This is a genomic window from Candidatus Symbiopectobacterium sp. NZEC151 (assembly GCF_025962655.1).
GTDB lineage: Bacteria > Pseudomonadota > Gammaproteobacteria > Enterobacterales > Enterobacteriaceae > Symbiopectobacterium.
In genome coordinates this window covers 79,643-92,141 of the sequence record NZ_JAGFPE010000009.1, presented here as the reverse complement: position 1 = coordinate 92,141, position 12,499 = coordinate 79,643, and the positions used below count along the sequence as shown (strand labels likewise).

11 protein-coding genes are annotated in these 12,499 nt (G+C 53.7%); 7 read left to right on the top strand and 4 right to left on the bottom strand.

The genetic code is table 11. The features are described from left to right. The first annotated feature begins 3 nt into the window (after positions 1-3). Positions 4-603 carry an NAD(P)H oxidoreductase gene (locus tag J5067_RS21370; protein WP_264651966.1) on the top strand — a complete coding sequence of 200 codons (600 nt, stop codon included), beginning with the start codon at positions 4-6 and terminating at the stop codon, positions 601-603. 86 nt (positions 604-689) lie between these two features. Continuing rightward, positions 690-1,178: an NUDIX hydrolase gene (locus tag J5067_RS21365; RefSeq protein WP_264651965.1), complete on the top strand. Its 489-nt coding sequence runs from the start codon at positions 690-692 to the stop codon at positions 1,176-1,178. A gap of 27 nt (positions 1,179-1,205) precedes the next feature. On the opposite strand, the gene J5067_RS21360 is transcribed toward J5067_RS21365, so the two are convergent. Continuing rightward, positions 1,206-3,944: a LuxR C-terminal-related transcriptional regulator gene (locus J5067_RS21360; RefSeq protein WP_264651964.1), complete on the bottom strand. Its 2,739-nt coding sequence runs from the start codon at positions 3,942-3,944 to the stop codon at positions 1,206-1,208. A 204-nt stretch (positions 3,945-4,148) separates the two neighbouring features. Here J5067_RS21360 and J5067_RS21355 point away from each other — a divergent pair, with 204 nt between their 5' ends. The 3 genes from J5067_RS21355 (at position 4,149) to J5067_RS21345 (ending at position 6,570) form a co-directional block, all read left to right on the top strand. Continuing rightward, positions 4,149-4,928, top strand: a complete 780-nt coding sequence (locus J5067_RS21355) for an acetoin reductase (protein WP_264645792.1) — start codon at positions 4,149-4,151, stop codon at positions 4,926-4,928. A 244-nt stretch (positions 4,929-5,172) separates the two neighbouring features. Next, positions 5,173-5,913 (top strand): PD-(D/E)XK nuclease family protein, encoded by a 741-nt coding sequence (locus J5067_RS21350; RefSeq protein WP_264651963.1) that lies wholly within the window; start codon positions 5,173-5,175, stop codon positions 5,911-5,913. Positions 5,914-5,928: 15 nt separating this feature from the next. Then, positions 5,929-6,570: a hypothetical protein gene (locus J5067_RS21345; RefSeq protein WP_264651962.1), complete on the top strand. Its 642-nt coding sequence runs from the start codon at positions 5,929-5,931 to the stop codon at positions 6,568-6,570. Between the two features lie 29 nt (positions 6,571-6,599). Here J5067_RS21345 and J5067_RS21340 read toward each other — a convergent pair whose 3' ends face one another. From J5067_RS21340 to J5067_RS21330, 3 genes are all read right to left on the bottom strand, one after another. Next, the gene (locus tag J5067_RS21340; RefSeq protein WP_264651961.1) at positions 6,600-7,298 is read right to left on the bottom strand and encodes an ABC transporter ATP-binding protein; all 699 of its coding nucleotides are present in this window, start codon (positions 7,296-7,298) and stop codon (positions 6,600-6,602) included. Then, a complete protein-coding gene (locus J5067_RS21335; RefSeq protein WP_264652007.1) occupies positions 7,291-8,925 on the bottom strand; it encodes an iron ABC transporter permease in 1,635 nt (544 codons plus the stop codon). Before J5067_RS21335 ends, J5067_RS21340 begins: the two co-directional genes overlap by 8 nt. Positions 8,926-9,025: 100 nt before the next feature. Next, positions 9,026-10,063, bottom strand: a complete 1,038-nt coding sequence (locus tag J5067_RS21330; protein WP_264652006.1) for a Fe(3+) ABC transporter substrate-binding protein — start codon at positions 10,061-10,063, stop codon at positions 9,026-9,028. Positions 10,064-10,295: 232 nt separating this feature from the next. Here J5067_RS21330 and J5067_RS21325 point away from each other — a divergent pair, with 232 nt between their 5' ends. Continuing rightward, positions 10,296-11,414 (top strand): cupin domain-containing protein, encoded by a 1,119-nt coding sequence (locus J5067_RS21325; protein WP_264651960.1) that lies wholly within the window; start codon positions 10,296-10,298, stop codon positions 11,412-11,414. Between the two features lie 160 nt (positions 11,415-11,574). Beyond that, a complete protein-coding gene (locus J5067_RS21320) occupies positions 11,575-12,273 on the top strand; it encodes a glutamine amidotransferase (RefSeq protein ID WP_264651959.1) in 699 nt (232 codons plus the stop codon). Positions 12,274-12,499: the final 226 nt, after the last annotated feature.

Genomic DNA, 12,499 nt, shown 5'->3' with positions numbered 1-12,499 from the left:
AGCATGAAAAAAAACAATATGTATATTATCTGGTCCCATCCGCGCCGTGATTCTTTAACCGCGCAGGTGGTACAAGAGATACAGGGTGAAGCGGTGAGTCAGGGATTTAACGTTTCCACGCTCGATCTCTACCGCAGCGGGTTTGATCCGGTGCTCAGGGAGGAAGATGAGCCGGATTGGAGCAATCCGCAGAAAGCCTATTCGCCAGAAGTACATCGCCTGTTTGGTGAACTGGAAGATAAAGACACGTTGGTATTGGTGTTTCCGGTGTGGTGGTACGGTTTTCCCGCCATGCTTAAAGGTTATCTGGAACGCGTATGGAATTACGGCTTGGCCTACGGAGAAGACAGTGCGCTGAAGCACAAAAAAATTCGTTGGCTGGCGCTGGTTGGCGGTTCTCAAGCCGGGTTTATCAAATTTGGCTGGGAAAAGAACATGACCGACTACATCAAGGGCGGTATGGGATATTTGGGCGTTGAGGACGCAAACATCGATTTTCTCTATAACACCATTGGCCTGGAAGAGGGGATTGACGATCGCGAAGGCCATTATCAGCAACTGTTCACTCAGGCGCGTGGCATTGTTGGTTCTGTGCTGGAGTAATCGTGTTCAGGCACGAAAGTGCCTGACGTGCTGACAAATGCACTGGCAATCACCTAAAATGACGAAGATTCTATTAAGGGAATAGTATGAATATTCGTCATTCTGCACGCGCGTTACTTATTGATAGCGATAATAATGTCTTACTTTTTAAGTTCAGATTCAAAAATATCAAAGACAATATTGATGCCAGTATCAACGAGTTTTGGATCACACCCGGTGGCGGATTGGAAGGGAATGAAACGTTTGAGCAGGCGCTTGGCAGAGAGTTGATGGAAGAAACGGGCTTGATCATAAAAGAGAAACCGGAGTGGGTGTGGTCAAGGGAAGTGGTTTTCGAGCGCAGCGGCAGTCAATTTATCAGTCATGAACGCTATTATCTGGTTTATGTCAGTAGTTGCGATATCGGAGAGCCGAACCTGAGTGATAATGAAAAAAGCAATCTGCTGCAAAAACGCTGGTGGAGCATAGACGAGATGCTGGCTTCTGAAGCAGCGTTTCGGCCGGTTTGTATAGCTCAGGAGCTAAACCACATTCTGTTGAACGGCATTCCGTCGTCACCCAAGGTTATCCCTTGAAGTCGGGTGGGCGCTTTATCCGCCCCTTCACGCCAACCATTGCCATTTTCGCGCCTGATTCACTGCCTGAATGCGGCCATTTACCTGAAGTTTTTCATAGAGCTGTTTCAGGTGCCATTTTACCGTTTCCGCCGAAATGCCAAGTGCGCGGGCGATCTCCTTGTTTGAAAAGCCATCTGCGATCAGTTGTAACGTCTGGTGCTCCCGTTCGGTTAATCGTGGGGCCACCGGCGAGGTGTTTCCCGGCTGAGAGGGGGCCAGCGTGGTCCATAATGCGGCTATTGCGTGGGTGAACGGCTCATCGGACGTCTGCTGTTGCTGCGCATGGCGCAATAGCGATAGCAGTTCCGGCCCTGCATCCAACAGGCTGCGATGCAGATGTTGTTTTACCGCGCGCAGAATCGCCGGTTTACACACCGCTATTGCTTGTTCTGTTTCTCCGGTACGCCACAGCACGACCGACAACCACAGCCTTGAACGCGTGGCGGCAAGCCATTCACCACAGTGCTCTTGCTCGAGCATGACAGCGTGAAGCACCTCTGCTGCCATCATCAGATCGCCCGTGGCAATCAGTAAGCGAGCCCGACTCTGTTCACGAAACCAACGCAGGGCATCATTTTGTTCTCCGGCCATTTCATCGGTCAGACGCTGTAACTGATCAAGCAACTGTACCGCTTCTCCGTTATCTCCAGACTGGAGCTGGAAAGTGATGCGCTGTGCTAACAGGGAAACCCGTGCGTGCCGCCATCCTCGCTGGAGCGTCAGGTTTTCAGCGTGCAACAACAGTGCGTTAGCCTCTTCCTCCCGACCGGTTAATTGGGCCTGTTGTGCCAGCACGAGGTAGCAGCGGCTGAAGCCATCGGGGGGGCAAACGTCGTCAATCATTTGCAGGCGCGGCGTCAGCAGCGCATTGATACGTGCTATATCCCCTTGTTCCCAGGCGATCTCTGCAAGCAGTGGGGCCAGTGTGGCACTGCTGCTGGAGTGGGGACCGGTTAACGGTTCTGCGAGTTGCAATGCTTGTGACGCGTGGCGCTCCGCTTCCCGCAGATTGCCCTGCCGCAGCAGCCCTTGCGCGATGACATACGCGCGATACACCTCAACGAAAAGATTGCGGCTCGCCGTTTTGGTGTTGGGTATTAGCGCTTGTACCTCCAGCGCCTGCTGCGGGCGGGCATTTGCCAAATGGCAATAGCTCAGAATATTGCACACCAGGCCATCCACCCAGATATCCCCGCAGGGAACCTCGCGCAGTAGCGGTTCAACCAGCGTCATGCTGTAGGCAATGTTTTCTGCGAAGGCTTCGCAGATGGCCCGCACCACGCGTAATCTTACCCAGGTGGTGTGGTCCAACGCGTCTGGATGGTTAGCCACAAACGTTTCGATGGCATCAAGCAGATGGCGGGCATCGTTAAACTGAAAATGGTGCGATAACGCCCATGCCAGATTGATTTGCAGCGCGATACGTGAAGGTTCGACATTGGCCGGTAAGTAGCGAATCCAGCGCACCAGCGTATCAATGTCCCCCTCCTCTGCCAGCGATTGCGCACCGGCTTCGGCATGGGGCGTTCCCGGTTTCCCCGCCGCCAGCGCGTGGCGTATCGCTTCCGCCCAGAGCTGTTGCGCTGCAAACCAGTTACCGGCCCGTTCATGTAACCGGTGGATAGCATTACCCATGCGATGTTGCAGGCGGCTTTGTAGCGCATCGCGCATCAGCGGATGGTAACGGAACCAGAATCCGGCTTCATCCAGAGTGGAAAGAAACAGGTTATGTTGCGCTATCCAGGTGAGCATCGCCTCGCCATTGCGGTATCCGGTGACGGCATCGCACAAATCGGGATGGAGACGGTTAAGCATCGAGGTTTGCAGTAGAAAATCCAACACATCAGGCGGGAGCGGGGCAAAAATCACTTCCTCCATATAGCGGCTCATCGACCGTGAATTGGCATTCAGATATCTCAACCCGTGGTGAGCGGGCGTAGTGTCACCCAGAGACAAGGCAGCCATCTTTATGCCAGCAATCCAGCCTTCGGTCAGGGCGATCGCCTGCTGTATCTCCTGCGGTTTCAACGGTGTAGTGGTTGACTGCGCAAAGTAGCTGCTGGCTTCGTCGAGGCTGAAACGCAGTTCATCGTGGTAAATCTCAACCAGTTGGTCTTGCACCTGAAGTCGGCCAAGCGCCACGGGCAGTTGGCTGCGGCTGCCAATAATTACGTGAAGGGACGCCGGTGCATGGTTAACAAGATAATTCAGCCCGGCGTGAATATCCGGGTGACTGATGCTCTGGTAATCGTCAAGGATGAGGTAGAGCGGATGTGGGCAACCGTGTAATTGATTGACTAACTCCGCCACCAACAGTGAAAAATCGACGGGGAAATCGCCCTGGAAATAGCGTTGAAACGCCGTACTCCAGCCGTGATACCGCGGCCGCAGCGCCTCCAGCAGATAGCGGGAAAACATCAGCGGGGTATTGTCATCGTCTTCAAGGCTGAGCCACGCCAGCGCATCACTCTGGCGCTGTCGATGCTGATACCACTGGGTTAACAGCGTTGTTTTGCCAAACCCCGCAGCGGCACAGACTAACGTCAGGCTGCTGGAGGCTGCACTATCAAGGCGTTGCAGCAAACGATCGCGCTGTAATAACGTTCCCGGCGATCGCGGTGGTGTGAACTTGGTGAGAATAAGCGGCAGCTTGCGTGTGAAGCGAAAAGGTTCTTGGTTAACCAATGTTGCAGAGGATGTCTGCATCGGGGGCAAAAACGCCATACTGCCGCTACCTCATTATATCGTCAGTGACCTGAGTGTACCGAAGGACAACCCGTAGAACCACGTTTACTGATTGATAATCGGGGCTCTCTTCTCTTTTTCTCCCTCATTGCCCCCCCAACAGGGGGGGTAGGCCATGCTTATGCGTGCCTATAAAGTAAATCATCTAGTGCATTGTTAATCACGACGAGGTGAATACAGAGTATGGCTATCGAAAATAAAGTCGCGTTAGTAACCGGTGCTGGACAGGGTATCGGACGAGGTATTGCCCTGCGTCTGGCTAAAGATGGCGCATCCGTAATGCTGGTGGATGTCAGTGCTACGGGGATTGAGGCCGTAGCCGCCGAGATAGCGGCATTAGGGCGTAAGGCGGCGACCTTTGTCGCTGATATTTCCGATCGCGCTCAGGTGTATGCGGCTATCGATCAGGCTGAACGCCAACTGGGTGGCTTCGATATTATCGTCAACAATGCAGGCATTGCTCAGGTGCAGCCATTGTCCGATGTGACGCCGGAAGAGGTCGATCGCATTATGCGCATCAACGTTCAGGGCACGCTGTGGGGGATTCAGGCTGCGGCGAAAAAATTCATTGAGCGCCAGCAGAAAGGTAAAATCATCAATGCATGTTCCATTGCGGGGCACGATGGTTTTGCGATGTTAGGTATCTATTCAGCGACAAAATTTGCCGTGCGTGCGCTGACTCAGGCCGCTGCAAAGGAATATGCCAGCCGCGGCATTACGGTAAACGCGTATTGCCCGGGGATTGTCGGCACGGGAATGTGGACAGAAATCGATAAGCGTTTCTCAGAAATCACCGGTGCCCCTATTGGTGAAACCTATAAAAAATATGTTGATGGTATTGCGCTGGGTCGCGCTGAGACACCGGATGATGTCGCCAGTCTGGTCTCCTATCTGGCAGGGCCAGATTCAGACTATGTCACCGGTCAGGCCATTCTGATTGATGGTGGCATTGTTTACCGTTAGGCCAGGTTTACCGCTACGTTATGTCACCCGAGTCGCCGTGTGTTCAATGCGGCTCGGGAAATTCCCTTCTTTGTTGGCATTTTCTAAATCCACAAACCTCGACTCCATAAACATTCGCTTTTTACTGATTGGCACTTATGATGATGCCTTTGCGGTTTAGGCAAACGGCCAGCGATACGCGTTGTCTTTGGCGTAGGGTCGTCAGTGAAAGGGAAGGTATATGGAGACAACGCATCAGTCTCTGGTGGAATGGTTGCCGGTTTTTTTTCAACAATGGTCAGAAAACGCATTAACGTTCAATGAGCCAACAACGACTGAAAAAATAGACATCGATGTGGGTCAACTCATGACCTTCTTTAGTCGCTTATCAACGCCGCTTCAGGCGGTGCAGCCTCGCGTATTGTCTTTTGATCCCTGGGATGTTGCGGGGTTAAAGCGCAAAGAAGTGCGCAATTCAGCGGTGCTGGCCTGGCTGCTGGATCCGCAAGGATCACACGGTTTTGGTACTGTTCCTTTATATGCCTTGCTGGCCTCAATACGCACAGCAGAGAATCAGACTTTTCCTGCTGCGTTTACACGCTTTTGCCGCGTGCGGGTTGAATCCAACCCGAACGGCGACAGTAAGAATCGGGTCGATATTGAGATCGATGCCGATAATTTCTTCGTTTTGATTGAAGTGAAGATCGATGCTTTCGAGCAGAAAGAACAAATCGAGCGTTACTGTCTGGAGGCTGAAAAGCGTGCGACGAAAAAACGTCGTTGGGGCGTGGTGTTTTTAACGCCGCAGGGCAGACAACCCAAGAGCATGCGTGCGGATAACCCACACTGTGTTTCTTGCCTGTCGTGGAGCGACCTTGCGACACGTTTTGAAGAACCCATGCGGGCGGATTTCCGCAAAACAGGTGCTGTGCACGATAGCGCATCCATGAGGCAAATGGCGGCGCATTCTGCTTTTTGTTTTCTTGAACGTATGCGTAATTTTTAATCAAAGGTAAGAACAATGACATCATCTACCAAGGAAGAACGGTTGGCTGGAACCCTTATTTTATCGCAGTTCAAGATGTTTAATGAGGCCGTTGTGGTTTTCGAAAAGCAAATAGAACCTGCCTTTTGGAAGGGATTTGACCGATGTATTCAGCGTTTCATCAAGGATAATGGCTGGGAAGGGGAAGTCGGTTTTGTGCCAAAGGGATATTGCTGGCTTGCACCTAAAGCGTGGAAATTAGAAGGCGGCGATTGGAAATACTGGTTCGAAACACATACCCGAGGCGACGATAGCGTTGATTATAGTTTGGCGACTCTCGCGGGGGTGGGGACAGAACGGGCCGAGCTCGGTTTTTGTTTCGAAATAAGACCGCGCCGTTTTGGTGGAGCCAAAAAGCTGGGTGCCTATTTAAATGCCCGTGATCCTCAATGCCGCGAGCAACTGGTCGCTATGGATTTTGAAGATTTGACCAAAGGAAATTACTTCTTGCCCTTCACCGTGGATATCAATCTGGTGGCCGAATGTTGGCAAGAATACGGTGAGTTTCCCGAGGATCATGAGGTGTTTAATAAGCTCAGTGCCGCTTTGGACACATTGAGAGAAGCCATTTTTATTTTTGATGAGATGTTTTCCGCTTTCACTGAACCCGATGAGTAATGCCTGTTTTCGGATAATGGCTCCCTGTTTTATCTTTCCACTCGTGAGGTACTCGCTGGCGCTTCCCTATACGCTCCCGCGCGCATATAACCGATACGATCGCTCATCATCACCGCTTCTTGCTCGCTGTGCGTGACCATCAGGGCCGTTTGTCCTGATGATTTGAGAATGTCGCGCACATCTTGCCCCAGTCGTTGGCGTGTCTCGGCATCCAGGCTGGAAAACGGCTCATCCAGCAGCAGAATGCTGGGCTCTGGCGCCAGCGCGCGTGCCAGTGCGATACGCTGCTGTTGGCCGCCGGACAACTCATGAGGATAACGTTCTGACAACGCGCTTAACCCGATGAGATCCAGCAGTTCACGCACACGGGACTGTATGACGGCGCTTGGCAGCTTGCGCAACCCAAAAGCGATATTCTTCGCCGCCGTCAGATGAGGAAACAGGGCATATTCCTGAAACACCATGCCGACGTGGCGTTTTTCCGGCGGCAGGTGAATACCCGGCCCGGCAACGCAGGTGCCAGAAACCTGAATACGGCCTGCGCTCAGCGGTTCAAATCCGGCAATCGCTCGCAATACGGTGGTTTTTCCGCTGCCGGACGCGCCCAACAAACACGTGAGTTCACCCGCCTGAACCGTTAGCGAAAAGCCGTTAAGGACATGATGTTGCTGGTGTCCATGTCCGTAGGCAACATGGATGGCTTCCAAAACCAGTGTGGCGTCAGACATGGCGCGACGATTCTCCTTGATAAGAGGCGTTGTTTTGTTGCGGTTGGTTGGGCTTGCGCGCAGTGCTGAACTGGCTGTGCGCCAGCAGAATCACCGGCAGCGTGCCTGCCAGCACAATCAGCAACGCGGCAATCGCCCCTTCTTCGTAAGTGCCGCGTGCCGCTTCGGCGTACAGTACGGTTGCCAACGTTTCGAAATTGACCGGTCGCAGCAGTAACGTTGCGGGTAACTCTTTCATCGCATCCGCAAACACCAGCAACGCGCTGGTGACCAACGCCGGACGTAATAACGGCAGATGCACTCGAAAAAATGTTCCGGTGGTGTTCTCACCTAACAGGCGTGACGCTTGTTCAAGCGCGGGAGACAGGCGCGTCAGGCCCGCATCTGTGGCACCGATGGCGATAGTCTGGAAACGAATCGCGCAGCAGATAACCAACAGAATGCCACTCGAGAGCAACGGTAACCCCTGATAATCCAGCAGGCTTGCCAGCCATTTATCTACCGCCAGCCCGGGTGTCAGTAACCCTATTGCCAGTACGGTGCCCGGCACCGCGTACCCGAGAGAGGCAACACGCAGCAATGCGCGGCGAAAGCCACCGTGTTGTGAGCGGATGGCGGAATGGCGAGCAAACCAGGCGACAATTATGCCAGTGATCAACACCGTGAGCGTGACGCCGAGCGCCAGCAGCAGTGAGTTTTGCAGGGACAGCCACAGCCCGTGGGAAAGGGGCGTCTCCTGATGCAGGCGCTTGGCACTCTCCCAGGCGAGAAACAGTGCCGGGGCGATAAAGCCGAGTACCACGGGTAAGGCCGTTAAGGTTAAGACCAGCATCCCCTTTACGCCCGATAAGCGGATTGGCGTTACCGTGCGCTGTGAGCGGCTGCTGCCGTAGCGCTGGCGACGTCGACCATAATATTCCAGCGTCAGCAGTAGCATCACGCCCATCAACATTAACACGGCAATTTGTGCCGCAGCCGGTAAATCAGAGCGCGTTACCCAGGTGGTATAAATGGCGACCGTTAGCGTGTTGACGCCAAGAAATTCGGATGCACCGATATCATTGAGCGTTTCCAACAGGGCCAAACTGACACCCACGGCGAGTGCCGGTCGCGCCATCGGCAGCGCGACGTGCAAGAAGGCGCCGGTCGCACTCCTGCCCAATGTGCGTGCCGCTTCCAGCAAATGGGCGGGCTGGCTGATAAACATGGCGCGCATGGTGAGGTAAACATAGGGGTAGAGCACGATGCCCAACAGAATAATGGCACCGGTCATGGAACGAATATCCGGCAAGCGAAACTGGCGCGGGCTGTCGTAGCCGAGCAGGGCACGCAGCGCCGTCTGAACCGGGCCGATAGGGTGCAGCAGATCCAGCCAGGCGAAGGCCACGATATAGGTTGGCATGGCCAGTGGCAAAAGCAGTGCCCAACTGAGGATGCGCCGCCCCGGGAACTCATACAGGGTCACCAGCCAGGCACAGCCTGCGCCGATGACGGTCACCAGCAACGCAACACCCACCAGCAGGATCGCCGTGTTGCGCGTCGCGACAGGCAGCACGTAGTGAAACAGGTGCGCCCAGTGACTGAAATCAGCATCGGCCGCCAGCCAGAGCAGAGAAATGATTGGCATCAGCACGCCGAGTGCAATGGCACAGGTGGTGATGCCGAGTGGAGAGAACGGTGCGCGCAGCGTATCGAACACGCTGCGCGTCACCCGTGTATCTCGATGCTTATTGATCAAAGCCAACTTTATCGACCAACTGGCTGGCTTGTTTACGGTATTTCACGATATCGGTTAACGGCAGGGGATCGACGTTCAGTTCACCAATGGTGTCACGAATAATCGGGTCCAGCTCAACGCCCTTGCGAACCGGGTACTCATAGTTGGCCTTGGCATACAGTTGCTGGGCCGGTGCCGACACCAAATATTCCAGCAATTTCACTGCCTGCGCCTTATTCGGCGCATAACGGCTGACCGCTGCGCCGCTGATATTGACATGAGTACCGCCCTGCTCGAAGGTCGGTTTCACCACTTTGATGGCATCGCCCCATTGGCGCGCATCCGTACCCTCTTTGGCGTTCTTCATGTGGCCGACATAATAGGTGTTGGCCAGACCGATATCACAGATGCCGCCAAGAATATCGCGAGCCACATCACGGTCACCGCCGGTGGCTTTGCGTGCCAGATTGGCTTTAACGCCGCGCAGCCATTGTTCCGTTTTGGCTTCACCGTGGTGCGCGATCATGGCCGCAATTAACGCCGTGTTGTACGGGTGCTGTCCGGCACGGATACACACTTTGCCTTTCCATTGCGGATCGGCCAGCGATTCATAGGTGAAGCTGTTGAGCGGTAGCGATTTTTCCGCATACAGCACGCGACCGCGCATGGATAAGCTGAACCATTGATCGTCGGCACCGCGCAGATTGGCAGGAATGGCGGCTTCCAGCGCTGCCGATTTCACCGGCTGCGTCACGCCGGCTTCGACCAGATCCACCAGATTACCAATATCGACGGTCATCAGCAGGTCCGCCGGGGAGTTTTGCCCCTCGGCTTTTACTCTCTCGAGCATGCCATCTTTGATGAAAACCGTATTCACCTTCACGCCACTGTCCTTGGTAAAGGTGTCCAGCAACGGCTGGATAAGGCCCGGCTCGCGCGTGGTATACAACGTTAATGACTCTTCAGCCAGGGCGGGGGCGGCGTAAGCGGCCAGCAGCGCTGAAGCCAGCACCAGACGACGTATACCGCGACGGGCAGAGGAAAGCAGGATAGCCATATCGTTATCTTCTCCAGAGTAAAAACCTTAGTATTGATAGGGAATTATCACGTGGTGAAACATTTTCTAATGGGAATCAAAATATAGATGATAATCAGTCTCGTTTTCAACTTATTAATGCGCAATGCGCGGCAGGATGCGTAGAGTCTTGATGCATGACAAGGCGCAACCGGTATCACTCTTTTTATAATCTCGCCCGTTTCTCTTCTCACTGGTGCGAATTATGTCTTTCCAACTCAATCTGAACTGGCCCGAATTTTTAGCCAATTACTGGCAAAAAAAGCCGGTTGTATTAAAACGCGCGTTCCCTGATTTCGTCGACCCGATCACCCCCGACGAGCTGGCTGGCCTGGCGATGGAACCTGAGGTGGATAGCCGACTGGTGAGCCATAAAAATGGCCAGTGGCAAGCCAGCAATGGGCCGTTTGAGCATTTTGATGACCTGGGGGAAACCGATTGGTCGTTGCTGGCTCAGGCGGTCAACCATTGGCATGCGCCGTCAGCGGAGCTTGTTCGCCCGTTTCGCGTTCTGCCGGACTGGCGTCTGGACGATCTGATGATCTCTTTCTCCGTGCCGGGTGGCGGCGTTGGGCCGCATATCGATCAGTACGACGTCTTTATCATTCAGGGAATGGGCCGTCGCCGTTGGCGCGTGGGCGATAAACTCCCGTTGAAACAGCATTGCCCGCATCCGGCGCTGCTGCACTGTGAGCCATTTACGCCGATCATTGATGTCGAAATGGAGATTGGCGACATCCTGTATATTCCGCCGGGCTTCCCTCATGACGGTTTTACCTTTGAGACCACACTCAATTATTCCGTTGGTTTCCGTGGACCGAATGGCCGGGATTTGATCAGCAGTTTTGCCGACTATGCGCTGGAAAACGATCTTGGCAGTGAGCACTACAGCGATCCGGATTTAACGCTGCGTGAACATCCTGAGCGCGTTGAAGTGCACGAGCTTGAACGTTTACGCACCATGATGATCGAGATGATCAACCAACCGGAAGATTTTAATAACTGGTTTGGCCGTTTTATCTCCACGCCGCGCCATGAGTTGGATGTTGCACCGGTGGAACCGCCTTTCGAACAAAGCGAAGTGGTCAACGCTCTGCTCGACGGTGAAGTGTTAACGCGTCTCAGCGGTTTGCGGGTATTGCGCGTGGGCGATAGCGTGTTTATCAACAGCGAAAAACTGGAAATGCCCGATACGCAGGCGGACGCGTTGTGTCATTACACTGAAATCACCCGTGAAACCTTGGGCGATGGGCTGCAGAATCCAGCGGTAGTCGCTGAACTGACGGCGCTGATTAATCAGGGATACTGGTACTTCGAAGAGTAGTCACCACGTTTTAACCCTTGCACTGCGCTGTCAGGCAAGGGTTCTATCAATCAATAACCGCTGCAAAAAGCGGACTCGGCGTGCCCTGGACAGGAAGAACAGGCCAGTATTTTGCATGACAGATAACGGCTGTTTTTCATTCGCGACAAAGGAGCTTTCGATGAAAACTGTGGTTGTTTTTCGACATGTGCCTTTTGAAGATTTGGGCACACTGGGCGATACCCTTCATGAATGTGGTTTTCAATTTCACTATATTGATACCCCTGTAACTTCTTTGGCGACGTTCGATCCTCTGCACGCCGATGTGCTGATTGTGCTGGGTGGCCCGATCAGCGCCAATGATGAAACGAGTTACCCCTTTTTGTGCCAGGAGTTGGCGATTATTCGACAACGGCTGGCGCAGCAGCGCCCCGTGCTGGGGATCTGCCTGGGGGCACAGTTGATGGCGCGCGCACTCGGCGCGCGTGTGGCACCGATGGGGGTGAAAGAGATTGGTTATGGGCCGATTCAATTGGCGTCAGTAGCGCAAGCCTCTGTGTTGGCTCCGCTATCGGGTGTTCCTGTTTTGCACTGGCACGGCGATCGCTTTGAGATTCCTGATTCAGCGATACGACTGGCGGGCAGCGCGGTATGCGATAATCAAGCCTTCAGTGTGGGTAAACATGCACTTGGCCTTCAGTTCCATCCAGAGGTGAGCCAAACCGGACTGGAAGGATGGTTGGTTGGGCATGCTTGTGAGTTGGAATTAGCCGGGCTCTCATTGGGCGAACTGCGCCAGCAGGCGGCGCACGCTTCCGCGTCGTTGGCGCTGGCGGCACAACAGGTGATGACGCGCTGGCTGGATCAGCTGTACACCTAAAATTTCCATTGCCGAACATCTCGCTGGTGAAAAGTTCATTAATGAACAGCCAGCGGGAATATCATCTTTTTCAGCCTCTCATTTTTATCGCATTATCCCTTCTGCCAATAAAAAAATAACTGTAATAAATTCAGCCGATAGACTTAGAACGGTCGCCACTTTTAGTGCTTTTTCTCCTTTATTTCTCTGAGTGGCCCCGGTTTTGCAATTTCTTCCTGGCATACCC